Source organism: Comamonas fluminis (genome assembly GCF_019186805.1).
GTDB classification, from domain to species: Bacteria; Pseudomonadota; Gammaproteobacteria; order Burkholderiales; family Burkholderiaceae_C; genus Comamonas; species Comamonas fluminis.
In genome coordinates this window covers 4,575,037-4,600,305 of record NZ_CP066783.1, presented here as the reverse complement: position 1 = coordinate 4,600,305, position 25,269 = coordinate 4,575,037, and the positions used below count along the sequence as shown (strand labels likewise).

General features: G+C 53.4%; 9 protein-coding genes, 6 tRNA genes and 9 rRNA genes. 18 read left to right on the top strand and 6 right to left on the bottom strand.

Annotated features, from left to right (window positions below; translation table 11 throughout):
• Positions 1–7: 7 nt before the first annotated feature.
• The 17 genes from JDW18_RS21360 (at position 8) to rrf (JDW18_RS21280) (ending at position 19,532) form a co-directional block, all read left to right on the top strand.
• On the top strand, positions 8–1,186 hold the full coding sequence (locus tag JDW18_RS21360; protein ID WP_218241584.1) for a benzoate/H(+) symporter BenE family transporter: 1,179 nt from the start codon (positions 8–10) through the stop codon (positions 1,184–1,186).
• Positions 1,187–1,263: 77 nt separating this feature from the next.
• The gene (gene gshB / locus JDW18_RS21355) at positions 1,264–2,208 is read left to right on the top strand and encodes a glutathione synthase (RefSeq protein WP_218241583.1); all 945 of its coding nucleotides are present in this window, start codon (positions 1,264–1,266) and stop codon (positions 2,206–2,208) included.
• A 417-nt stretch (positions 2,209–2,625) separates the two neighbouring features.
• Positions 2,626–4,160: ribosomal RNA gene (locus tag JDW18_RS21350) — 16S ribosomal RNA — on the top strand.
• Between the two features lie 102 nt (positions 4,161–4,262).
• Positions 4,263–4,339: transfer RNA gene (locus JDW18_RS21345), tRNA-Ile, on the top strand.
• A gap of 28 nt (positions 4,340–4,367) precedes the next feature.
• Positions 4,368–4,443: transfer RNA gene (locus JDW18_RS21340), tRNA-Ala, on the top strand.
• A gap of 421 nt (positions 4,444–4,864) precedes the next feature.
• Positions 4,865–7,742, top strand: a 23S ribosomal RNA gene (locus tag JDW18_RS21335).
• A gap of 172 nt (positions 7,743–7,914) precedes the next feature.
• Positions 7,915–8,027 (top strand): 5S ribosomal RNA (gene rrf / locus JDW18_RS21330).
• 349 nt (positions 8,028–8,376) lie between these two features.
• A 16S ribosomal RNA gene (locus tag JDW18_RS21325) occupies positions 8,377–9,911 on the top strand.
• A 102-nt stretch (positions 9,912–10,013) separates the two neighbouring features.
• A tRNA-Ile gene (locus JDW18_RS21320) sits at positions 10,014–10,090 on the top strand.
• Between the two features lie 28 nt (positions 10,091–10,118).
• Positions 10,119–10,194: transfer RNA gene (locus tag JDW18_RS21315), tRNA-Ala, on the top strand.
• A 424-nt stretch (positions 10,195–10,618) separates the two neighbouring features.
• Positions 10,619–13,496, top strand: a 23S ribosomal RNA gene (locus JDW18_RS21310).
• A gap of 172 nt (positions 13,497–13,668) precedes the next feature.
• Positions 13,669–13,781 (top strand): 5S ribosomal RNA (rrf, locus tag JDW18_RS21305).
• 349 nt (positions 13,782–14,130) lie between these two features.
• Positions 14,131–15,665, top strand: a 16S ribosomal RNA gene (locus tag JDW18_RS21300).
• Positions 15,666–15,767: 102 nt separating this feature from the next.
• Positions 15,768–15,844 (top strand) — tRNA-Ile (locus JDW18_RS21295).
• 28 nt (positions 15,845–15,872) lie between these two features.
• Positions 15,873–15,948 (top strand) — tRNA-Ala (locus JDW18_RS21290).
• Between the two features lie 421 nt (positions 15,949–16,369).
• A 23S ribosomal RNA gene (locus tag JDW18_RS21285) occupies positions 16,370–19,247 on the top strand.
• A 172-nt stretch (positions 19,248–19,419) separates the two neighbouring features.
• Positions 19,420–19,532 (top strand): 5S ribosomal RNA (gene rrf / locus JDW18_RS21280).
• Together the 16S, 23S and 5S rRNA genes with 6 tRNA genes alongside form the textbook arrangement of a ribosomal RNA operon.
• A 184-nt stretch (positions 19,533–19,716) precedes the next feature.
• Here the strand turns inward: rrf (JDW18_RS21280) and JDW18_RS21275 are convergent.
• The 5 genes from JDW18_RS21275 to JDW18_RS21255 form a co-directional block, all read right to left on the bottom strand.
• Positions 19,717–20,484: a class II glutamine amidotransferase gene (locus JDW18_RS21275; protein WP_218241582.1), complete on the bottom strand. Its 768-nt coding sequence runs from the start codon at positions 20,482–20,484 to the stop codon at positions 19,717–19,719.
• A 100-nt stretch (positions 20,485–20,584) separates the two neighbouring features.
• Positions 20,585–20,773 (bottom strand): 4-oxalocrotonate tautomerase, encoded by a 189-nt coding sequence (locus JDW18_RS21270; protein WP_003060524.1) that lies wholly within the window; start codon positions 20,771–20,773, stop codon positions 20,585–20,587.
• A gap of 36 nt (positions 20,774–20,809) precedes the next feature.
• A complete protein-coding gene (locus JDW18_RS21265; protein ID WP_218241581.1) occupies positions 20,810–20,998 on the bottom strand; it encodes a 4-oxalocrotonate tautomerase in 189 nt (62 codons plus the stop codon).
• Positions 20,999–21,058: 60 nt separating this feature from the next.
• Positions 21,059–21,292 carry a cysteine-rich CWC family protein gene (locus JDW18_RS21260; protein WP_218241580.1) on the bottom strand — a complete coding sequence of 78 codons (234 nt, stop codon included), beginning with the start codon at positions 21,290–21,292 and terminating at the stop codon, positions 21,059–21,061.
• 184 nt (positions 21,293–21,476) lie between these two features.
• Positions 21,477–23,666 carry a malate synthase G gene (locus tag JDW18_RS21255; RefSeq protein WP_218241579.1) on the bottom strand — a complete coding sequence of 730 codons (2,190 nt, stop codon included), beginning with the start codon at positions 23,664–23,666 and terminating at the stop codon, positions 21,477–21,479.
• A 458-nt stretch (positions 23,667–24,124) separates the two neighbouring features.
• On the opposite strand from JDW18_RS21255, the gene JDW18_RS21250 reads away from it, so the two are divergent.
• Complete coding sequence (locus JDW18_RS21250) at positions 24,125–24,484, top strand: hypothetical protein (RefSeq protein WP_218241578.1); 360 nt, start codon at positions 24,125–24,127, stop codon at positions 24,482–24,484.
• An 87-nt stretch (positions 24,485–24,571) separates the two neighbouring features.
• On the opposite strand, the gene JDW18_RS21245 is transcribed toward JDW18_RS21250, so the two are convergent.
• Positions 24,572–25,258 (bottom strand): response regulator transcription factor, encoded by a 687-nt coding sequence (locus JDW18_RS21245; protein ID WP_218241577.1) that lies wholly within the window; start codon positions 25,256–25,258, stop codon positions 24,572–24,574.
• Between the last annotated feature and the right edge of the window lie 11 nt (positions 25,259–25,269).

The window sequence follows — 25,269 nt, the reverse complement described above, 5'->3', positions numbered from 1 at the left end:
TGCGCAGATGCGCTTTTTCAAAGACTTGAGTCCTGCCGCCATGGCCGCAGGTTTTGTGGCGGTGCTGGTGGGCTTCACCAGTTCGGTGGCTCTGGTGTTTCAGGCGGCACAGGCGTTTCATGCCACGCCGCAGCAAATCACCTCGTGGATCTGGGCGCTGGGCCTGGGCATGGGCCTGTGCTCACTGGTGCCCTCCCTGATCTTGCGCATGCCCGTCATGGTGGCCTGGTCCACCCCGGGCGCTGCAGTTCTGGCAACGGCGGGGCTGGCCGGAGGTTTTTCCATGGGTGAAGCCATTGGCGCCTTTATCGTCAGTGCGGCGCTCATCATCCTGGTGGGCGTTACCGGCTGGTTCGAGCGCATCATGAACCGCATCCCCATGGAAATTGCGTCTGCCCTGCTGGCAGGGGTGCTGGCCAAGTTCGGCATGCAGGCGTTTTCGGCGGCAGAAACCAATTTGTCGCTGGTGTTGGTCATGCTGCTGGCCTACCTGCTGTCTCGTCGCTTCGCGGCGCGCTATGCCGTCATCATCACGTTGCTGGTGGGCACTGTCTGGGCGGCTTTGATGGGGCAGATGCAGTGGTCGGCCGTACACGCTGGGCTGGCGATTCCTGTTTACACCGCCCCCGTGTTCTCCCTGCAGGCGCTGGTCAGCCTGGCCTTGCCCTTGTTTGTGGTGACCATGGCATCTCAGAACCTGCCAGGCGTAGCCGTCATCCGGGCCACGGGCTACCCCATCCCTGTCTCCAAAGTCATCAGCATGACGGGCGTGGCCACTTTGCTGCTGGCTCCATTTGGAGGCTATGCGCTCAACCTCAGCGCCATCACGGCAGCCATCTGCATGGGTGATGAGGCACACGAAGACAGAAACAAGCGCTACACAGCTGCTGCCGTGTGCGGGCTGCTATATATTTTGATAGGCATCTTTGGCGCTGTTGTCACAGGGCTGCTGACCGCTTTCCCTAAAGAGCTGGTGGCTTGCATCGCGGGCCTGGCCTTGCTGGGCTCCATCGGCGGCGGCATGGCAACCGCCTTCAAGGAAGAAAAGCACCGTGAAGCGGCGCTCATTACCTTTCTGGTCACGCTCAGTGGCGTAGTCATCGCTGGCGTGGGCTCTGCCTTCTGGGGCGTGGTTGCCGGCAGTCTGGCCTTGTTTATTCAGAGCTTCAGGGCTCGCAAGGCCTGAGCCATCCCATTCTTCTGTAGTGTTATGCCATGCTGGGCATGATGCCCTTCATATATAGAGCAAACGAGTTCATCACCATGCAAATACTGTTCGTTGCAGACCCTCTGGAATCTTTTGTCATCTACAAAGACTCCACCTTTGCCATGATGCGCGAGGCCCAGCGCCGTGGCCACCAGATCGTGGCCTGCCAGCCCAAGGACATTTCCTGGCAAAGCGGCGGCAAGGTCAAGGCGCAGGTGCGCTATATCTCTCTGACCGGCGACAAAAACCTGTGGTTCTCCGAAACAGACAGCAAGGTCGTGGAGCTGGCCGACTTCGACGCCATCGTCATGCGCAAGGACCCGCCGTTTGACTCCGAGTTCTTCTACGCCACGCATATGCTCAGCCAGGCCGAGCGTGAAGGCGCCAAGGTCTTCAACAAGCCCAGTGCCCTGCGCGAACACCCGGAAAAGCTGGCCATCATGGAGTTTGCACAGTTCATCTCGCCAACCCTGGTCACGCGCAAGGCGCAAGACATCCGGGCTTTTCACGCTGAGCACAAAGACATCATCCTCAAGCCTCTGGATGGCATGGGCGGCATGGGCATCTTCCGGGTGGGGGAAGATGGGCGCAACCTCGGCAGCATCATCGAAACCCTGAATCAGGGCGGCGCCACCAGTGTCATGGTGCAAAAGTTTCTGCCCGACATCGTCCACGGCGACAAGCGAGTCCTCATCATTGGCGGCAAGCCCGTGCCCTTCTGTCTGGCTCGCATCCCGCAAGGCAATGAAGTGCGTGGCAATCTGGCGGCTGGCGGCAAGGGTGTGGCTCAGCCCCTGGTCGAGCAGGACCGGGCAATCGCGGAATTTATCGGCGAACGTCTGGTGCAGCGTGGTCTGCTGCTGATCGGTCTGGACGTCATTGGTCATAACGTCACAGAGATCAACGTCACCAGCCCAACCTGCTTCCAGGAAATCTTTGATCAAACCGGCTGCGATGTAGCGGCGCTCTTTATAGATGCTCTGGAGCAAGCCGCTGCCTGATGCTTGAAAAGAAGCCCGGCAGGCTTGGCCTGCCGGGCTTCTTTTTGGCCTCGTCTTGGCGTGAGTTGCGAGAAGCGCAAAATTCTGTGTACAATGCAAGGCTGCGCTGAACGAGATGAACTTCTTGTTAAGCGATAGAGAAGAAAAAACTTTCTCTCTATCGCTGAAAACGGTGCTACAATAAAAGGCTTCGCTGATCGCAGCAAAGCAAGAAATCTGAATCGGTTTTACCGGTTTTTGAATTCGGATCCTTAAAAAAATACAGCCGATAAGCGTGGGCGTTTGGTGGCAAGCAGCCAGTTCTACGGAACAAACTCTTCGGAGTTATCAAACGTTCACAAAAACAGTAATGAAGAAGATTTATCTTCTGATTTCCGTCAAGTGAATGAGCAGTCGAAAGACTTTAAATTCAAGATCGAACTATAGAGTTTGATCCTGGCTCAGATTGAACGCTGGCGGCATGCTTTACACATGCAAGTCGAACGGCAGCACGGACTTCGGTCTGGTGGCGAGTGGCGAACGGGTGAGTAATACATCGGAACGTGCCTAGTAGTGGGGGATAACTACTCGAAAGAGTGGCTAATACCGCATGAGATCTACGGATGAAAGCAGGGGACCTTCGGGCCTTGTGCTACTAGAGCGGCTGATGGCAGATTAGGTAGTTGGTGGGGTAAAGGCTTACCAAGCCTGCGATCTGTAGCTGGTCTGAGAGGACGACCAGCCACACTGGGACTGAGACACGGCCCAGACTCCTACGGGAGGCAGCAGTGGGGAATTTTGGACAATGGGCGAAAGCCTGATCCAGCAATGCCGCGTGCAGGATGAAGGCCCTCGGGTTGTAAACTGCTTTTGTACGGAACGAAAAGCTCTCTTCTAATACAGGAGAGTCATGACGGTACCGTAAGAATAAGCACCGGCTAACTACGTGCCAGCAGCCGCGGTAATACGTAGGGTGCAAGCGTTAATCGGAATTACTGGGCGTAAAGCGTGCGCAGGCGGTTTTGTAAGACAGTGGTGAAATCCCCGGGCTCAACCTGGGAACTGCCATTGTGACTGCAAGGCTAGAGTGCGGCAGAGGGGGATGGAATTCCGCGTGTAGCAGTGAAATGCGTAGATATGCGGAGGAACACCGATGGCGAAGGCAATCCCCTGGGCCTGCACTGACGCTCATGCACGAAAGCGTGGGGAGCAAACAGGATTAGATACCCTGGTAGTCCACGCCCTAAACGATGTCAACTGGTTGTTGGGTCTTAACTGACTCAGTAACGAAGCTAACGCGTGAAGTTGACCGCCTGGGGAGTACGGCCGCAAGGTTGAAACTCAAAGGAATTGACGGGGACCCGCACAAGCGGTGGATGATGTGGTTTAATTCGATGCAACGCGAAAAACCTTACCCACCTTTGACATGTACGGAAGTTTCCAGAGATGGATTCGTGCTCGAAAGAGAGCCGTAACACAGGTGCTGCATGGCTGTCGTCAGCTCGTGTCGTGAGATGTTGGGTTAAGTCCCGCAACGAGCGCAACCCTTGCCATTAGTTGCTACATTCAGTTGAGCACTCTAATGGGACTGCCGGTGACAAACCGGAGGAAGGTGGGGATGACGTCAAGTCCTCATGGCCCTTATAGGTGGGGCTACACACGTCATACAATGGCTGGTACAAAGGGTTGCCAACCCGCGAGGGGGAGCTAATCCCATAAAGCCAGTCGTAGTCCGGATCGCAGTCTGCAACTCGACTGCGTGAAGTCGGAATCGCTAGTAATCGTGGATCAGAATGTCACGGTGAATACGTTCCCGGGTCTTGTACACACCGCCCGTCACACCATGGGAGCGGGTCTCGCCAGAAGTAGGTAGCCTAACCGCAAGGAGGGCGCTTACCACGGCGGGGTTCGTGACTGGGGTGAAGTCGTAACAAGGTAGCCGTATCGGAAGGTGCGGCTGGATCACCTCCTTTCTGGAAAAACGCTGCTTAAAATTGAACGTCCACACTTATCGGTTGTTGGAACAAGCCAAGTCTGGTTGAAGTCGAGAAATCGATGATGGCCAGGAGTGGAATGGGTCTGTAGCTCAGCTGGTTAGAGCACTGTGTTGATAACGCAGGGGTCGTTGGTTCGAGCCCAACTAGACCCACCAAGATTCCAATGTCTGGTTCGAGGATCCCGGGGGATTAGCTCAGCTGGGAGAGCACCTGCTTTGCAAGCAGGGGGTCGTCGGTTCGATCCCGTCATCCTCCACCAAAAAAGATGGCGCCGGAAGGTGCTATAATCGTTGGCTCAGCAGATGTGAAGCGCAAGCGGAGCAAAAGCAGAGTGGAAGCGAAAAAACAAAATTCAATATAAAAGCAGTCTGCATCAGACTGATTTTATATTGATCTTTGATCAATAGGCTGTTCTTTAAAAATTCATAGAGTCGAAATCAGCGTTGCTGGTGGAAAGCATAAATCAAGGTTTGTGCACCGTGCCATCAGCAACTTTTTGATTGCGTCAAAACAGATATTTTGCGAATGCAAATTTATCTAGTAATGACGAATATTCTCTAAGCTGCATTGAAAGATGCAGCCAAAGATATTCACATTACGGCATAACGCGTGAGGTGCAAGACCTCACCAGTCTTTGAAATCTAGAGCTTAGATTCTCGCAAGAGAGTCCAAAGTTATAGGGTCAAGTGACTAAGAGCATATGGTGGATGCCTTGGCGATGATAGGCGACGAAAGACGTGATAGCCTGCGATAAGCTTCGGGGAGTTGGCAAATAAACTTTGATCCGGAGATTTCTGAATGGGGGAACCCACCTCGCAAGAGGTATCGCATACTGAATACATAGGTATGCGAAGCGAACCTGGAGAACTGAAACATCTAAGTACCCAGAGGAAAAGACATCAACCGAGATTCCGATAGTAGTGGCGAGCGAATTCGGAAGAGCCTTGCAGTGATAGTCGACCGGTTAACAAAACGGCATGGAAAGGCCGACCATAGTGGGTGATAGTCCCGTATGTGAAAACCGATCGGTGGTACTAGGCTGCAGACAAGTAGGGCGGGGCACGAGAAACCCTGTCTGAATATGGGGGGACCATCCTCCAAGGCTAAATACTCATCATCGACCGATAGTGAACCAGTACCGTGAGGGAAAGGCGAAAAGAACCCCGGGAGGGGAGTGAAATAGATCCTGAAACCGTATGCTTACAAAAAGTCGGAGCCCTTAGGGGTGACGGCGTACCTTTTGTATAATGGGTCAGCGACTTACATTCAGTGGCAAGCTTAACCGAATAGGGGAGGCGAAGAGAAATCGAGTCCGAATAGGGCGACTAGTCGCTGGGTGTAGACCCGAAACCAAGTGATCTATCCATGGCCAGGATGAAGGTGCCGTAACAGGTACTGGAGGTCCGAACCCACTAATGTTGCAAAATTAGGGGATGAGCTGTGGATAGGGGTGAAAGGCTAAACAAACTTGGAAATAGCTGGTTCTCTCCGAAAACTATTTAGGTAGTGCCTCAAGTATTACCGTCGGGGGTAGAGCACTGTTTAGGCTAGGGGGTCATGGCGACTTACCAAACCTATGCAAACTCCGAATACCGACGAGTACAGCTTGGGAGACAGAGCACCGGGTGCTAACGTCCGGACTCAAGAGGGAAACAACCCAGACCGCCAGCTAAGGTCCCTAAAATTGGCTAAGTGGGAAACGAAGTGGGAAGGCTAAAACAGTCAGGATGTTGGCTTAGAAGCAGCCATCATTTAAAGAAAGCGTAATAGCTCACTGATCGAGTCGTCCTGCGCGGAAGATGTAACGGGGCTAAGCCAGTTACCGAAGCTGCGGATGTGCAATTTATTGCACGTGGTAGGAGAGCGTTCTGTAAGCCTGTGAAGGTGTCTGGTAACGGATGCTGGAGGTATCAGAAGTGCGAATGCTGACATGAGTAGCGTTAAAGGGGGTGAAAAGCCCCCTCGCCGTAAGCGCAAGGTTTCCTACGCAACGTTCATCGGCGTAGGGTAAGTCGGCCCCTAAGGCGAGGCAGAGATGCGTAGCTGATGGGAAACAGGTCAATATTCCTGTACCGATATGTAGTGCGATGTGGGGACGGAGAAGGTTAGCTCAGCCAACTGTTGGATATGTTGGTTCAAGCCTGTAGTCGTGCCTGGTAGGCAAATCCGCCAGGCTTAGATGAGGGGTGATAACGAGTGTGCTTGCACACGAAGTGAGTGATACCCTGCTTCCAGGAAAAGCCACTAAGCTTCAGCTACATACGACCGTACCGCAAACCGACACTGGTGCGCGAGATGAGTATTCTAAGGCGCTTGAGAGAACTCAGGAGAAGGAACTCGGCAAATTGACACCGTAACTTCGGGAGAAGGTGTACCCCAAGTAAGTGAAGTTGTACAAATGGAGCTCAAAGGGGTTGCAAAAAATTGGTGGCTGCGACTGTTTAATAAAAACACAGCACTCTGCAAACACGAAAGTGGACGTATAGGGTGTGACGCCTGCCCGGTGCTGGAAGATTAAATGATGGGGTGCAAGCTCTTGATTGAAGTCCCAGTAAACGGCGGCCGTAACTATAACGGTCCTAAGGTAGCGAAATTCCTTGTCGGGTAAGTTCCGACCTGCACGAATGGCGTAACGATGGCCACACTGTCTCCTCCTGAGACTCAGCGAAGTTGAAATGTTTGTGATGATGCAATCTCCCCGCGGAAAGACGGAAAGACCCCATGAACCTTTACTGTAGCTTTGTATTGGACTTTGAACGGATCTGTGTAGGATAGGTGGGAGGCTTTGAAGTGCGGTCGCTAGATCGCATGGAGCCAACGTTGAAATACCACCCTGGTGCGTTTGAGGTTCTAACCTAGGTCCATTATCTGGATCGGGGACAGTGCATGGTAGGCAGTTTGACTGGGGCGGTCTCCTCCCAAAGCGTAACGGAGGAGTTCGAAGGTACGCTAGTTACGGTCGGACATCGTGACGATAGTGCAATGGCATAAGCGTGCTTAACTGCGAGACTGACAAGTCGAGCAGATGCGAAAGCAGGACATAGTGATCCGGTGGTTCTGTATGGAAGGGCCATCGCTCAACGGATAAAAGGTACTCTGGGGATAACAGGCTGATACCGCCCAAGAGTTCATATCGACGGCGGTGTTTGGCACCTCGATGTCGGCTCATCTCATCCTGGGGCTGTAGTCGGTCCCAAGGGTATGGCTGTTCGCCATTTAAAGAGGTACGTGAGCTGGGTTTAAAACGTCGTGAGACAGTTTGGTCCCTATCTTCCGTGGGCGCTGCAGATTTGAGGAAGCCTGCTCCTAGTACGAGAGGACCGGAGTGGACACACCTCTGGTGTACCTGTTGTCACGCCAGTGGCATCGCAGGGTAGCTAAGTGTGGAAGAGATAACCGCTGAAAGCATCTAAGCGGGAAACTCGTTTCAAGATGAGATCTGCCGGGGCCTTGAGCCCCCTGAAGGGTCGTTGTAGACCACGACGTTGATAGGTTGGGTGTGGAAGCGCAGTAATGCGTTAAGCTAACCAATACTAATTGCCCGTGCGGCTTGACCCTATAACTTTGGGTTTAGCTCAGAATTTAAGACTGAATGATCTGGAGACGGACATTCAAGTTATGCCGAAAAGGCGCAATCGAAAAGCTGATTGAGACTCTATGAATTCGTTGGATTGAGAGGGAAGTCATTAAGAAGTTAATGGCAGCCGATTAATCTGACAAAAAGTTTATGCCTGATGACCATAGCAAGTTGGTACCACTCCTTCCCATCCCGAACAGGACAGTGAAACGACTTTGCGCCGATGATAGTGCGGGTTCCCGTGTGAAAGTAGGTCATCGTCAGGCTCTTACGCCAAAACGCCTGGCTCACGCCAGGCGTTTTCTTCTCTCTCTTCAAAAAGAGGGGTGAGAAGAAAACGCAAAAACGTTTTAAAAGTGCAGTGAAAACTGTGCTAAAATCTAAGGCTTCGCTGATCGCAGCAAAGCAAGAAATTTGAATCGGTTTTACCGGTTTTTGAATTCAGATCCTTAAAAAAATACAGCCGATAAGCGTGGGCGTTTGGTGGCAAGCAGCCAGTTCTACGGAACAAACTCTTCGGAGTTATCAAACGTTCACAAAAACAGTAATGAAGAAGATTTATCTTCTGATTTCCGTCAAGTGAATGAGCAGTCGAAAGACTTTAAATTCAAGATCGAACTATAGAGTTTGATCCTGGCTCAGATTGAACGCTGGCGGCATGCTTTACACATGCAAGTCGAACGGCAGCACGGACTTCGGTCTGGTGGCGAGTGGCGAACGGGTGAGTAATACATCGGAACGTGCCTAGTAGTGGGGGATAACTACTCGAAAGAGTGGCTAATACCGCATGAGATCTACGGATGAAAGCAGGGGACCTTCGGGCCTTGTGCTACTAGAGCGGCTGATGGCAGATTAGGTAGTTGGTGGGGTAAAGGCTTACCAAGCCTGCGATCTGTAGCTGGTCTGAGAGGACGACCAGCCACACTGGGACTGAGACACGGCCCAGACTCCTACGGGAGGCAGCAGTGGGGAATTTTGGACAATGGGCGAAAGCCTGATCCAGCAATGCCGCGTGCAGGATGAAGGCCCTCGGGTTGTAAACTGCTTTTGTACGGAACGAAAAGCCTGAGGCTAATATCCTCGGGTCATGACGGTACCGTAAGAATAAGCACCGGCTAACTACGTGCCAGCAGCCGCGGTAATACGTAGGGTGCAAGCGTTAATCGGAATTACTGGGCGTAAAGCGTGCGCAGGCGGTTTTGTAAGACAGTGGTGAAATCCCCGGGCTCAACCTGGGAACTGCCATTGTGACTGCAAGGCTAGAGTGCGGCAGAGGGGGATGGAATTCCGCGTGTAGCAGTGAAATGCGTAGATATGCGGAGGAACACCGATGGCGAAGGCAATCCCCTGGGCCTGCACTGACGCTCATGCACGAAAGCGTGGGGAGCAAACAGGATTAGATACCCTGGTAGTCCACGCCCTAAACGATGTCAACTGGTTGTTGGGTCTTAACTGACTCAGTAACGAAGCTAACGCGTGAAGTTGACCGCCTGGGGAGTACGGCCGCAAGGTTGAAACTCAAAGGAATTGACGGGGACCCGCACAAGCGGTGGATGATGTGGTTTAATTCGATGCAACGCGAAAAACCTTACCCACCTTTGACATGTACGGAAGTTTCCAGAGATGGATTCGTGCTCGAAAGAGAACCGTAACACAGGTGCTGCATGGCTGTCGTCAGCTCGTGTCGTGAGATGTTGGGTTAAGTCCCGCAACGAGCGCAACCCTTGCCATTAGTTGCTACATTCAGTTGAGCACTCTAATGGGACTGCCGGTGACAAACCGGAGGAAGGTGGGGATGACGTCAAGTCCTCATGGCCCTTATAGGTGGGGCTACACACGTCATACAATGGCTGGTACAAAGGGTTGCCAACCCGCGAGGGGGAGCTAATCCCATAAAGCCAGTCGTAGTCCGGATCGCAGTCTGCAACTCGACTGCGTGAAGTCGGAATCGCTAGTAATCGTGGATCAGAATGTCACGGTGAATACGTTCCCGGGTCTTGTACACACCGCCCGTCACACCATGGGAGCGGGTCTCGCCAGAAGTAGGTAGCCTAACCGTAAGGAGGGCGCTTACCACGGCGGGGTTCGTGACTGGGGTGAAGTCGTAACAAGGTAGCCGTATCGGAAGGTGCGGCTGGATCACCTCCTTTCTGGAAAAACGCTGCTTAAAATTGAACGTCCACACTTATCGGTTGTTGGAACAAGCCAAGTCTGGTTGAAGTCGAGAAATCGATGACCGCCAGGAGTGGAATGGGTCTGTAGCTCAGCTGGTTAGAGCACTGTGTTGATAACGCAGGGGTCGTTGGTTCGAGCCCAACTAGACCCACCAAGATTCCAATGTCTGGTTCGAGGATCCCGGGGGATTAGCTCAGCTGGGAGAGCACCTGCTTTGCAAGCAGGGGGTCGTCGGTTCGATCCCGTCATCCTCCACCAAAAAAGATGGCGCCGGAAGGTGCTATAATCGTTGGCTCAGCAAATGTGAAGCGCAAGCGGATCAAAAGCAGAGTAAAAGCGAAAAACCAAATTCAATATAAAAGCAGTCTGAAGCAGACTGCTTTTATATTGATCTTTGATCAATAGGCTGTTCTTTAAAAATTCATAGAGTCGAAATCAGCGTTGCTGGTGGAAAGAGAAGAGATTCGATCTACTTCTCACCGTGCCGCCAGCAACATTTTGATTGCGTCAAAACAGATATTTTGCGAATGCAAATTTATCTAGTAATGACGAATATTCTCTAAGCTGCGTCGAAAGATGCAGCCAAAGATATTCACATTACGGCATAACGCGTGAGGTGCAAGACCTCACCAGTCTTTGAAATCTAGAGCTTCGGTTCTCGCAAGAGAATCCAAAGTTATAGGGTCAAGTGACTAAGAGCATATGGTGGATGCCTTGGCGATGATAGGCGACGAAAGACGTGATAGCCTGCGATAAGCTTCGGGGAGCTGGCAAATAAGCTTTGATCCGGAGATTTCTGAATGGGGGAACCCACCTCGCAAGAGGTATCGTGCACTGAATACATAGGTGCTCGAAGCGAACCTGGAGAACTGAAACATCTAAGTACCCAGAGGAAAAGACATCAACCGAGATTCCGATAGTAGTGGCGAGCGAATTCGGAAGAGCCTTGCAGTGATAGTCGAGCGGTTAACAAAATGGCATGGAAAGGCCAACCATAGTGGGTGATAGTCCCGTATGTGAAAACCGATCGGTGGTACTAGGCTGCAGACAAGTAGGGCGGGGCACGAGAAACCCTGTCTGAATATGGGGGGACCATCCTCCAAGGCTAAATACTCATCATCGACCGATAGTGAACCAGTACCGTGAGGGAAAGGCGAAAAGAACCCCGGGAGGGGAGTGAAATAGATCCTGAAACCGTATGCTTACAAAAAGTCGGAGCCCTTAGGGGTGACGGCGTACCTTTTGTATAATGGGTCAGCGACTTACATTCAGTGGCAAGCTTAACCGAATAGGGGAGGCGAAGAGAAATCGAGTCCGAATAGGGCGACTAGTCGCTGGGTGTAGACCCGAAACCAAGTGATCTATCCATGGCCAGGATGAAGGTGCCGTAACAGGTACTGGAGGTCCGAACCCACTAATGTTGCAAAATTAGGGGATGAGCTGTGGATAGGGGTGAAAGGCTAAACAAACTTGGAAATAGCTGGTTCTCTCCGAAAACTATTTAGGTAGTGCCTCAAGTATTACCGTCGGGGGTAGAGCACTGTTTAGGCTAGGGGGTCATGGCGACTTACCAAACCTATGCAAACTCCGAATACCGACGAGTACAGCTTGGGAGACAGAGCACCGGGTGCTAACGTCCGGACTCAAGAGGGAAACAACCCAGACCGCCAGCTAAGGTCCCTAAAATTGGCTAAGTGGGAAACGAAGTGGGAAGGCTAAAACAGTCAGGATGTTGGCTTAGAAGCAGCCATCATTTAAAGAAAGCGTAATAGCTCACTGATCGAGTCGTCCTGCGCGGAAGATGTAACGGGGCTAAGCCAGTTACCGAAGCTGCGGATGTGCAATTTATTGCACGTGGTAGGAGAGCGTTCTGTAAGCCTGTGAAGGTGTCTGGTAACGGATGCTGGAGGTATCAGAAGTGCGAATGCTGACATGAGTAGCGTTAAAGGGGGTGAAAAGCCCCCTCGCCGTAAGCGCAAGGTTTCCTACGCAACGTTCATCGGCGTAGGGTAAGTCGGCCCCTAAGGCGAGGCAGAGATGCGTAGCTGATGGGAAACAGGTCAATATTCCTGTACCGATATGTAGTGCGATGTGGGGACGGAGAAGGTTAGCTCAGCCAACTGTTGGATATGTTGGTTCAAGCCTGTAGTCGTGCCTGGTAGGCAAATCCGCCAGGCTTAGATGAGGGGTGATAACGAGTGTGCTTGCACACGAAGTGAGTGATACCCTGCTTCCAGGAAAAGCCACTAAGCTTCAGCTACATACGACCGTACCGCAAACCGACACTGGTGCGCGAGATGAGTATTCTAAGGCGCTTGAGAGAACTCAGGAGAAGGAACTCGGCAAATTGACACCGTAACTTCGGGAGAAGGTGTACCCCAAGTAAGTGAAGTTGTACAAATGGAGCTCAAAGGGGTTGCAAAAAATTGGTGGCTGCGACTGTTTAATAAAAACACAGCACTCTGCAAACACGAAAGTGGACGTATAGGGTGTGACGCCTGCCCGGTGCTGGAAGATTAAATGATGGGGTGCAAGCTCTTGATTGAAGTCCCAGTAAACGGCGGCCGTAACTATAACGGTCCTAAGGTAGCGAAATTCCTTGTCGGGTAAGTTCCGACCTGCACGAATGGCGTAACGATGGCCACACTGTCTCCTCCTGAGACTCAGCGAAGTTGAAATGTTTGTGATGATGCAATCTCCCCGCGGAAAGACGGAAAGACCCCATGAACCTTTACTGTAGCTTTGTATTGGACTTTGAACGGATCTGTGTAGGATAGGTGGGAGGCTTTGAAGTGCGGTCGCTAGATCGCATGGAGCCAACGTTGAAATACCACCCTGGTGCGTTTGAGGTTCTAACCTAGGTCCATTATCTGGATCGGGGACAGTGCATGGTAGGCAGTTTGACTGGGGCGGTCTCCTCCCAAAGCGTAACGGAGGAGTTCGAAGGTACGCTAGTTACGGTCGGACATCGTGACGATAGTGCAATGGCATAAGCGTGCTTAACTGCGAGACTGACAAGTCGAGCAGATGCGAAAGCAGGACATAGTGATCCGGTGGTTCTGTATGGAAGGGCCATCGCTCAACGGATAAAAGGTACTCTGGGGATAACAGGCTGATACCGCCCAAGAGTTCATATCGACGGCGGTGTTTGGCACCTCGATGTCGGCTCATCTCATCCTGGGGCTGTAGTCGGTCCCAAGGGTATGGCTGTTCGCCATTTAAAGAGGTACGTGAGCTGGGTTTAAAACGTCGTGAGACAGTTTGGTCCCTATCTTCCGTGGGCGCTGCAGATTTGAGGAAGCCTGCTCCTAGTACGAGAGGACCGGAGTGGACACACCTCTGGTGTACCTGTTGTCACGCCAGTGGCATCGCAGGGTAGCTAAGTGTGGAAGAGATAACCGCTGAAAGCATCTAAGCGGGAAACTCGTTTCAAGATGAGATCTGCCGGGGCCTTGAGCCCCCTGAAGGGTCGTTGTAGACCACGACGTTGATAGGTTGGGTGTGGAAGCGCAGTAATGCGTTAAGCTAACCAATACTAATTGCCCGTGCGGCTTGACCCTATAACTTTGGGTTTAGCTCAGAATTTAAGACTGAATGATCTGGAGACGGACATTCAAGTTATGCCGAAAAGGCGCAATCGAAAAGCTGATTGAGACTCTATGAATTCGTTGGATTGAGAGGGAAGTCATTAAGAAGTTAATGGCAGCCGATTAATCTGACAAAAAGTTTATGCCTGATGACCATAGCAAGTTGGTACCACTCCTTCCCATCCCGAACAGGACAGTGAAACGACTTTGCGCCGATGATAGTGCGGGTTCCCGTGTGAAAGTAGGTCATCGTCAGGCTCTTACGCCAAAACGCCTGGCTCACGCCAGGCGTTTTCTTCTCTCTCTTCAAAAAGAGGGGTGAGAAGAAAACGCAAAAACGTTTTAAAAGTGCAGTGAAAACTGTGCTAAAATCTAAGGCTTCGCTGATCGCAGCAAAGCAAGAAATTTGAATCGGTTTTACCGGTTTTTGAATTCAGATCCTTAAAAAAATACAGCCGATAAGCGTGGGCGTTTGGTGGCAAGCAGCCAGTTCTACGGAACAAACTCTTCGGAGTTATCAAACGTTCACAAAAACAGTAATGAAGAAGATTTATCTTCTGATTTCCGTCAAGTGAATGAGCAGTCGAAAGACTTTAAATTCAAGATCGAACTATAGAGTTTGATCCTGGCTCAGATTGAACGCTGGCGGCATGCTTTACACATGCAAGTCGAACGGCAGCACGGACTTCGGTCTGGTGGCGAGTGGCGAACGGGTGAGTAATACATCGGAACGTGCCTAGTAGTGGGGGATAACTACTCGAAAGAGTGGCTAATACCGCATGAGATCTACGGATGAAAGCAGGGGACCTTCGGGCCTTGTGCTACTAGAGCGGCTGATGGCAGATTAGGTAGTTGGTGGGGTAAAGGCTTACCAAGCCTGCGATCTGTAGCTGGTCTGAGAGGACGACCAGCCACACTGGGACTGAGACACGGCCCAGACTCCTACGGGAGGCAGCAGTGGGGAATTTTGGACAATGGGCGAAAGCCTGATCCAGCAATGCCGCGTGCAGGATGAAGGCCCTCGGGTTGTAAACTGCTTTTGTACGGAACGAAAAGCCTGAGGCTAATATCCTCGGGTCATGACGGTACCGTAAGAATAAGCACCGGCTAACTACGTGCCAGCAGCCGCGGTAATACGTAGGGTGCAAGCGTTAATCGGAATTACTGGGCGTAAAGCGTGCGCAGGCGGTTTTGTAAGACAGTGGTGAAATCCCCGGGCTCAACCTGGGAACTGCCATTGTGACTGCAAGGCTAGAGTGCGGCAGAGGGGGATGGAATTCCGCGTGTAGCAGTGAAATGCGTAGATATGCGGAGGAACACCGATGGCGAAGGCAATCCCCTGGGCCTGCACTGACGCTCATGCACGAAAGCGTGGGGAGCAAACAGGATTAGATACCCTGGTAGTCCACGCCCTAAACGATGTCAACTGGTTGTTGGGTCTTAACTGACTCAGTAACGAAGCTAACGCGTGAAGTTGACCGCCTGGGGAGTACGGCCGCAAGGTTGAAACTCAAAGGAATTGACGGGGACCCGCACAAGCGGTGGATGATGTGGTTTAATTCGATGCAACGCGAAAAACCTTACCCACCTTTGACATGTACGGAAGTTTCCAGAGATGGATTCGTGCTCGAAAGAGAGCCGTAACACAGGTGCTGCATGGCTGTCGTCAGCTCGTGTCGTGAGATGTTGGGTTAAGTCCCGCAACGAGCGCAACCCTTGCCATTAGTTGCTACATTCAGTTGAGCACTCTAATGGGACTGCCGGTGACAAACCGGAGGAAGGTGGGGATGACGTCAAGTCCTCATGGCCCTTATAGGTGGGGCTACACACGTCATACAATGGCTGGTACAAAGGGTTGCCAACCCGCGAGGGGGAGCTAATCCCATAAAGCCAGTCGTAGTCCGGATCGCAGTCTGCAACTCGACTGCGTGAAGTCGGAATCGCTAGTAATCGTGGATCAGAATGTCACGGTGAATACGTTCCCGGGTCTTGTACACACCGCCCGTCACACCATGGGAGCGGGTCTCGCCAGAAGTAGGTAGCCTAACCGCAAGGAGGGCGCTTACCACGGCGGGGTTCGTGACTGGGGTGAAGTCGTAACAAGGTAGCCGTATCGGAAGGTGCGGCTGGATCACCTCCTTTCTGGAAAAACGCTGCTTAAAATTGAACGTCCACACTTATCGGTTGTTGGAACAAGCCAAGTCTGGTTGAAGTCGAGAAATCGATGATGGCCAGGAGTGGAATGGGTCTGTAGCTCAGCTGGTTAGAGCACTGTGTTGATAACGCAGGGGTCGTTGGTTCGAGCCCAACTAGACCCACCAAGATTCCAATGTCTGGTTCGAGGATCCCGGGGGATTAGCTCAGCTGGGAGAGCACCTGCTTTGCAAGCAGGGGGTCGTCGGTTCGATCCCGTCATCCTCCACCAAAAAAGATGGCGCCGGAAGGTGCTATAATCGTTGGCTCAGCAGATGTGAAGCGCAAGCGGAGCAAAAGCAGAGTGGAAGCGAAAAAACAAAATTCAATATAAAAGCAGTCTGCATCAGACTGATTTTATATTGATCTTTGATCAATAGGCTGTTCTTTAAAAATTCATAGAGTCGAAATCAGCGTTGCTGGTGGAAAGCATAAATCAAGGTTTGTGCACCGTGCCATCAGCAACTTTTTGATTGCGTCAAAACAGATATTTTGCGAATGCAAATTTATCTAGTAATGACGAATATTCTCTAAGCTGCATTGAAAGATGCAGCCAAAGATATTCACATTACGGCATAACGCGTGAGGTGCAAGACCTCACCAGTCTTTGAAATCTAGAGCTTAGATTCTCGCAAGAGAGTCCAAAGTTATAGGGTCAAGTGACTAAGAGCATATGGTGGATGCCTTGGCGATGATAGGCGACGAAAGACGTGATAGCCTGCGATAAGCTTCGGGGAGTTGGCAAATAAACTTTGATCCGGAGATTTCTGAATGGGGGAACCCACCTCGCAAGAGGTATCGCATACTGAATACATAGGTATGCGAAGCGAACCTGGAGAACTGAAACATCTAAGTACCCAGAGGAAAAGACATCAACCGAGATTCCGATAGTAGTGGCGAGCGAATTCGGAAGAGCCTTGCAGTGATAGTCGACCGGTTAACAAAACGGCATGGAAAGGCCGACCATAGTGGGTGATAGTCCCGTATGTGAAAACCGATCGGTGGTACTAGGCTGCAGACAAGTAGGGCGGGGCACGAGAAACCCTGTCTGAATATGGGGGGACCATCCTCCAAGGCTAAATACTCATCATCGACCGATAGTGAACCAGTACCGTGAGGGAAAGGCGAAAAGAACCCCGGGAGGGGAGTGAAATAGATCCTGAAACCGTATGCTTACAAAAAGTCGGAGCCCTTAGGGGTGACGGCGTACCTTTTGTATAATGGGTCAGCGACTTACATTCAGTGGCAAGCTTAACCGAATAGGGGAGGCGAAGAGAAATCGAGTCCGAATAGGGCGACTAGTCGCTGGGTGTAGACCCGAAACCAAGTGATCTATCCATGGCCAGGATGAAGGTGCCGTAACAGGTACTGGAGGTCCGAACCCACTAATGTTGCAAAATTAGGGGATGAGCTGTGGATAGGGGTGAAAGGCTAAACAAACTTGGAAATAGCTGGTTCTCTCCGAAAACTATTTAGGTAGTGCCTCAAGTATTACCGTCGGGGGTAGAGCACTGTTTAGGCTAGGGGGTCATGGCGACTTACCAAACCTATGCAAACTCCGAATACCGACGAGTACAGCTTGGGAGACAGAGCACCGGGTGCTAACGTCCGGACTCAAGAGGGAAACAACCCAGACCGCCAGCTAAGGTCCCTAAAATTGGCTAAGTGGGAAACGAAGTGGGAAGGCTAAAACAGTCAGGATGTTGGCTTAGAAGCAGCCATCATTTAAAGAAAGCGTAATAGCTCACTGATCGAGTCGTCCTGCGCGGAAGATGTAACGGGGCTAAGCCAGTTACCGAAGCTGCGGATGTGCAATTTATTGCACGTGGTAGGAGAGCGTTCTGTAAGCCTGTGAAGGTGTCTGGTAACGGATGCTGGAGGTATCAGAAGTGCGAATGCTGACATGAGTAGCGTTAAAGGGGGTGAAAAGCCCCCTCGCCGTAAGCGCAAGGTTTCCTACGCAACGTTCATCGGCGTAGGGTAAGTCGGCCCCTAAGGCGAGGCAGAGATGCGTAGCTGATGGGAAACAGGTCAATATTCCTGTACCGATATGTAGTGCGATGTGGGGACGGAGAAGGTTAGCTCAGCCAACTGTTGGATATGTTGGTTCAAGCCTGTAGTCGTGCCTGGTAGGCAAATCCGCCAGGCTTAGATGAGGGGTGATAACGAGTGTGCTTGCACACGAAGTGAGTGATACCCTGCTTCCAGGAAAAGCCACTAAGCTTCAGCTACATACGACCGTACCGCAAACCGACACTGGTGCGCGAGATGAGTATTCTAAGGCGCTTGAGAGAACTCAGGAGAAGGAACTCGGCAAATTGACACCGTAACTTCGGGAGAAGGTGTACCCCAAGTAAGTGAAGTTGTACAAATGGAGCTCAAAGGGGTTGCAAAAAATTGGTGGCTGCGACTGTTTAATAAAAACACAGCACTCTGCAAACACGAAAGTGGACGTATAGGGTGTGACGCCTGCCCGGTGCTGGAAGATTAAATGATGGGGTGCAAGCTCTTGATTGAAGTCCCAGTAAACGGCGGCCGTAACTATAACGGTCCTAAGGTAGCGAAATTCCTTGTCGGGTAAGTTCCGACCTGCACGAATGGCGTAACGATGGCCACACTGTCTCCTCCTGAGACTCAGCGAAGTTGAAATGTTTGTGATGATGCAATCTCCCCGCGGAAAGACGGAAAGACCCCATGAACCTTTACTGTAGCTTTGTATTGGACTTTGAACGGATCTGTGTAGGATAGGTGGGAGGCTTTGAAGTGCGGTCGCTAGATCGCATGGAGCCAACGTTGAAATACCACCCTGGTGCGTTTGAGGTTCTAACCTAGGTCCATTATCTGGATCGGGGACAGTGCATGGTAGGCAGTTTGACTGGGGCGGTCTCCTCCCAAAGCGTAACGGAGGAGTTCGAAGGTACGCTAGTTACGGTCGGACATCGTGACGATAGTGCAATGGCATAAGCGTGCTTAACTGCGAGACTGACAAGTCGAGCAGATGCGAAAGCAGGACATAGTGATCCGGTGGTTCTGTATGGAAGGGCCATCGCTCAACGGATAAAAGGTACTCTGGGGATAACAGGCTGATACCGCCCAAGAGTTCATATCGACGGCGGTGTTTGGCACCTCGATGTCGGCTCATCTCATCCTGGGGCTGTAGTCGGTCCCAAGGGTATGGCTGTTCGCCATTTAAAGAGGTACGTGAGCTGGGTTTAAAACGTCGTGAGACAGTTTGGTCCCTATCTTCCGTGGGCGCTGCAGATTTGAGGAAGCCTGCTCCTAGTACGAGAGGACCGGAGTGGACACACCTCTGGTGTACCTGTTGTCACGCCAGTGGCATCGCAGGGTAGCTAAGTGTGGAAGAGATAACCGCTGAAAGCATCTAAGCGGGAAACTCGTTTCAAGATGAGATCTGCCGGGGCCTTGAGCCCCCTGAAGGGTCGTTGTAGACCACGACGTTGATAGGTTGGGTGTGGAAGCGCAGTAATGCGTTAAGCTAACCAATACTAATTGCCCGTGCGGCTTGACCCTATAACTTTGGGTTTAGCTCAGAATTTAAGACTGAATGATCTGGAGACGGACATTCAAGTTATGCCGAAAAGGCGCAATCGAAAAGCTGATTGAGACTCTATGAATTCGTTGGATTGAGAGGGAAGTCATTAAGAAGTTAATGGCAGCCGATTAATCTGACAAAAAGTTTATGCCTGATGACCATAGCAAGTTGGTACCACTCCTTCCCATCCCGAACAGGACAGTGAAACGACTTTGCGCCGATGATAGTGCGGGTTCCCGTGTGAAAGTAGGTCATCGTCAGGCTCTTACAGAGAGAAACCCCGTAGTCGAAAGGCTACGGGGTTTTTTATTGGATGCTTCAAAAGTGGGAGCGCCTGGCGTAGGTCAGGAAATGATCTGGGGCTGATAAATACCGGATACCTAAAAAAAGAGAGCGCTAGGCGCTCTCTTTTTATTTGCAGGACTGAATTTGAGGCGAGGAGTGTGCTCAGTAAGGGGCTGCTTGCCCGTTGACGAACACTCGCAGTTCGCCGTTCTGGAATGAGGTCCACTGCTCGTTCTGAGTCAATGGGGCGGTGACGATGATGGCGACCTTGTCTTGCGGCGTGGTTTCGCGGGAGAAGTCCACGCTGAGGTCTTCATCGGCCAGTTGGGCCTGGGCGAAGGGGTGTTGGCGCTCGATGTAGCAGAGGTGGGTGGTGGCATGGGCCCAGAGTGCTTCGCCATTGGAGAGCAGGAAGTTGAAGGTGCCGTGCGGTGCGATCTTGGCGGCCAGTTCGCGCAGGGTGTGGGTCAGCTCTTCGATGCTGGGAACGCCGGCGTGGGATTTCCACAGCTCTTGCATGATCCAGCAGAAGGCTTGTTCGCTGTCGGTGTTGCCTATGGGCTGGAAGTGGGCGTGTAGCTTGGGGGCGAAGTTCTTGAGGTCACCGTTGTGCGCAAACACCCAGTTGCGGCCCCAGAGTTCGCGCACAAAGGGGTGGCAGTTTTGCAGGCTGACGACGCCCTGGGTGGCCTTGCGGATATGGGCGATGACGTTGGTGCTCTTGATCGGGTACTCGCGGATGAGCTTTGCGATCTGGGAGTCCACGGCGCGTTCGTGATCGACGAAGTGGCGCAGGCCTTTGTCTTCAAAGAAGGCGATGCCCCATCCGTCGGTGTGGTCGCCGGTATTGCCTGCGCGCTGGGTGAAGCCCGAGAAGCTAAAGCGCACATCGGTGGGCGTGTTGCAGTTCATTCCAAGCAGCTGGCACATGGCGTCGTCACATCTTTCAAGCAAAAAAGCTTTATAGCCCACAACTGGGTGCAGGCATGAAAAAAGCAGCCTGAGCTGCTTGGTATGGGGCTTGCAGGGCTTATTCGCGGTCCAGCCAGAGCTTGCCGCCGGTAGCCCAGTCATGGCGCTTAATGTCGGTGATGATGATGTCCACCGATTCGGGCGAGCCGCCCAGCACTTCGACGCTGACGCGGGTGATTTCTTCGACCAGCTTGCGCTTTTGTTCGACGGTGCGGCCTTCCATCATTTCGACATGGTAGGTGGGCATGGGTTCTCTCCTGCTGAATGAAGCGCCGATGATAAATCAGCTGCGTTCAGACCAGAGCTTGCCGCCGGTGGCCCAGTTTTCGCGCTTGATGTCGGTGATGACGATGTCCACAGACTCGGGCGAGCTGCCCAGAACTTCGGTGGTGACGCGGGTGACGGCCTCGACGAGCTTGCGCTTTTCCTCAACGCTGCGGCCTTCGAACAGTTCGATGTGATAGGTGGGCATTCAAAGTCTCCTGTAGTGGTTTGAAGCGCCTGAACTGCACAAGGCCAAGGCGGTGCGTGTTCAGGGGCGGGAATGGGTTGGGTTGCCTGGATGAGGCTGTGCACACGCCGGGCAGATGCAGGCTTTGCCGCGTGCTTCAGCGGGCAACCGGGCCAGGGCGTCCTGGGATACAGGCGTCTGCATGCACCAGCAGCTTTCTGGCGGCAGGCCCGCGCTGATGGCGCACTGGTTGGGCTGGCCGCACAGAGGGCAGGCGCTGGTATCAAGGCTGGAAATCTTGGCGGCAGATGTCATGGCCGAAGTGTAGATGGCTCACTGCGGCTGCCAAGAAAAATGCACTCGATGCGCAGACATGGAGTGCATTTTTGATAGCTGCTTGCGCCTGTATTTCATGGGTTATGACTGAAAAAGTACCAAAACCCATTGCACATCAAGCGCTGACCGCTCTGATTAACAGAGCGGTCAGCCTTGCCGCGCCTTAAGCCGCAGCCTTGACCTTCAGACGCCAGGCGTGCAGCAGAGGCTCGGTGTAGCCTGAAGGCTGTTCCTTGCCCTTGAAAACCAGATCCAGAGCGGCCTGATAAGCCGCGCCGTCGGGGTTGGCCACCAGGCTCTTGTAGGCGGCGTCGCCAGCGTTTTGCTCGTCCACGATCTTGGCCATGCGGGTGTAGCTGTCGCGCACCATGGCTTCGGTCACGATGCCATGCTGCAGCCAGTTGGCGATGTGCTGGCTGGAGATGCGCAGCGTGGCGCGGTCTTCCATCAGGCCCACGTTGTGGATGTCAGGCACCTTGGAGCAGCCCACGCCCTGGTCAATCCAGCGCACCACATAGCCCAGGATGCCCTGAACGTTGTTGTCCACTTCCTGCTGCTTTTCAGCGTCGGACCAGTTGGGGTTGGTGGACACGGGCACTTGCAGGATGGCGTTGATCAGGTCGTCGCGTGCGGCGTCGGCGTCGGTCTTTTCCAGCTCTTGCTGCACTTCGGCCACATTGACCTGGTGGTAGTGCAGCGCGTGCAGGGTAGCGCCAGTGGGCGAGGGCACCCAGGCGGTGTTGGCGCCAGCCTTGGGCTGGGCAATCTTTTGCTCCAGCATGGCCTTCATCAGGTCAGGCATGGCCCACATGCCCTTGCCGATCTGGGCGCGGCCGCGCAGGCCCATGCCCAGGCCAACCAGCACGTTGCTCTTTTCGTAAGCAGGCAGCCAGGCGCAGGTCTTCATGTCGGCCTTGCGGACCATGGGGCCAGCGTACATGGCGGTGTGCATTTCGTCGCCGGTGCGGTCCAGGAAGCCGGTGTTGATGAAAGCCACGCGTGCAGGCGCAGCAGCGATAGCGGCCTTCAGGTTCACCGAAGTGCGGCGCTCTTCGTCCATGATGCCCAGCTTGACCGTGTTCTCGGGCAGGCCCAGAACCTTTTCAACGCGGCCAAACAGTTCGTTGGCGAAAGCGGCTTCGGCAGGGCCGTGCATCTTGGGCTTGACGATGTAGACGCTGCCAGTGCGGCTGTTGCGGATACCGTTGGCGCCGCCCTTGAGGTCATGAATGGCGATGGCGGTGGTCACCAGTGCGTCCATGATGCCTTCTGGGATTTCCTTCTTGTCCGCGCCCCACAGAACAGCGGGGTTGGTCATCAGGTGGCCCACGTTACGCACAAACATCAGCGAGCGGCCGTGCAGCTTCACAGGCTTGCCGTCGGCGCCGGTGTATTCGCGGTCGGGGTTCAGGCCACGGGTCACAGTCTTGCCGCCCTTTTCGAAGGACTCGGTCAGCGTGCCCTTCAGAATGCCCAGCCAGTTGGCGTAGCCGTTGACCTTATCTTCGGCGTCCACAGCGGCCACGGAGTCTTCCAAGTCCAGAATCGTGGACAGCGCAGCTTCCACCACCACGTCGGACACGCCAGCAGCATCAGAGTCACCGATAGGCGTGGCCTTGTTGATGATGATGTCGATGTGGATGCCGTTGTTCTTCAGCAGTACCGAGGAGGGAGCAGCAGCGTCGCCCTGGAAGCCGATGAACTTGGCTTCGTCCTTCAGGCCGGTCTTGCTGCCGTCCTTCAGGGTCACGACCAGCTTGCCGCCTTCCACAGCGTAGCCCGCGGAATCCTTGTGCGAGCCAGCGGCGAGAGGCACGGCCTGGTCCAGGAAGTCACGCGCAAATGCGATCACCTTGGCGCCGCGGGCGGGGTTGTAGCCCTTGCCCTTTTCGGCGCCGCCGTCTTCGCTGATCACGTCCGTGCCGTACAGCGCGTCATACAGCGAGCCCCAGCGTGCATTGGCGGCGTTCAGTGCGTAGCGGGCGTTCAGGATAGGCACGACCAACTGAGGGCCGGCCTGGATGGCCAGCTCGGCGTCGACGTTCTCGGTCGTGGCCTTGGCGCCCTTGGGCGACTCGACCAGGTAACCAATGGTGGTCAGGAACTGGCGGTAGGCCGCCATATCGGTGATGGGGCCGGGGTTGGCCTTGTGCCAGGTGTCCAGCTCGGCTTGCAGGCGGTCGCGCTCGGCCAGCAGGGCGGCGTTCTTGGGGGCCAGGTCGGCCACGATGGCGTCAAAGCCCTTCCAGTAGGCGTCCTGGTCCACGCCCGTGCCAGGCAGCACTTGGGTGTTCACAAAGTTGTACAGCTCGGTGGCGACTTGCAGGCCGTGGACTTGGGTGCGATCAGTCATAGGAAACCTCTGGTTGATGTCTCTAGATATTCAGGAGGCGTTGCCCATCACGGGCAGCGTGTCATGACACTGTATTTGAATTCTTTGAGTACATAAACACATTAAAAAGTTTGAAACTGGTGATGTTTTTATATGCAATGAAAGCTTTGGTGACCAGTGAGATCAGTTCTGATGAATTTCCTTGCAGTCGCTTCTGCGGGCTATCGTGTCTGATGGCTGGAGTGGCTACGTGAGTGCTACTTAAATTCATAGCGTATGGCGCATGTTCCATAAAGACTTCAGGCAGAAATCACCGTATTTTTCTTCTGAAAAGCCTTAATTTGATGTGAGTGCATGCTCTCGTAAGTCGGGAACTTGTCTGTCATAAATTCACATTTGCAATCAGAAATGATTGGCTACACTGCGTTCATGTGATCGATGTTGATCTCAATCAGTAATTTCTGACTTAGGAGGCCCAAATGGCAAATCTGAATGAAAGCTTGCAAGATCTGATGACCCTGGACGGCGCTCTGTGCGCAGCCGTGGTGGACTACAACAGCGGCATGCTGCTGGGCAGCATCGGTACTGGTGTGGATCTGGAACTGGCTGCGGCTGGTAACACCGAAGTGGTGCGCGCCAAGATGAAGACCATGAAGTCTCTGGGCCTGAACGACAGCATTGAAGACATTCTGATTACCCTGGGCAAGCAGTACCACATCCTGCGTCCTGCCGAGAAGATCAACGGCATCTTCATCTATTACGTGCTGGACAGCGGTCGTGCCAACCTGGCTCTGGCCCGTCGCAAGATTTCTGACGTGGAGTCCAAGATCACGATGTAATCGGGATCTTGGTCGGGCTGCGGCCTGAAGACAGGAAACGGACCCTCGGGTCCGTTTTTGTTTTTGGGGCTGAATCAGGCCGCGATATCAAGCTGCAATCAGCGGCGCACGGAATTGGTAGCCCACTTTTTGCTGCGACTGCAGCGGCACGGCCAGCGGCGTCACGCGCTCGATGCGGCGGCGCAGGCGATAGATGGTGGCGTGCAGGCTGTTGTCCGAATCGGCGGCATGGCTCAACCCCAGCAGGCTGCGGATATGGTCGCGGCTGACGGTGTCGCCATTGGCCTGCAGGAAACACTCCATCAGCATCAGATCGGTGGCGCTGAGTTCTACGGTCTGCCCATCGGGGGCGGTGAGGATGCTGCGGCGGCTGTCCAGCTTCCAGGCGGTGGCCGTCTTGGCCGTGGTCATGATGCGGCGGTGCACGGCGCGCACGGCCAACTCCACCTGCTCGAAAGTCACAGGCTTGGTCAGATACATGTCTGCACCGGCGTTGATGACTTCGGCAAACACTTCGGAGCCCAGGCGCCCGGAGACGATGAGCACACCGGCCTGTGTGCGCCTGCGGATGATGCGCAGCAGCTCGGTGCCGCCCACGCCGGGCAGCATCAGGTCCAGCACATAGAAGTCAAAGCGGTAGGGGGCTTCATCGGCCAGCAGGTCGCTGCTGTCGCTGTAGGCGGTGACGTCCACGCCCTGGCTGCGCAGATGCTGGGCCAGAAATTCACAGTACTCGGTGTCGTCGTCAACCAGGGCAAGGGTGGAAGGCAGCATGTCTGTGACTT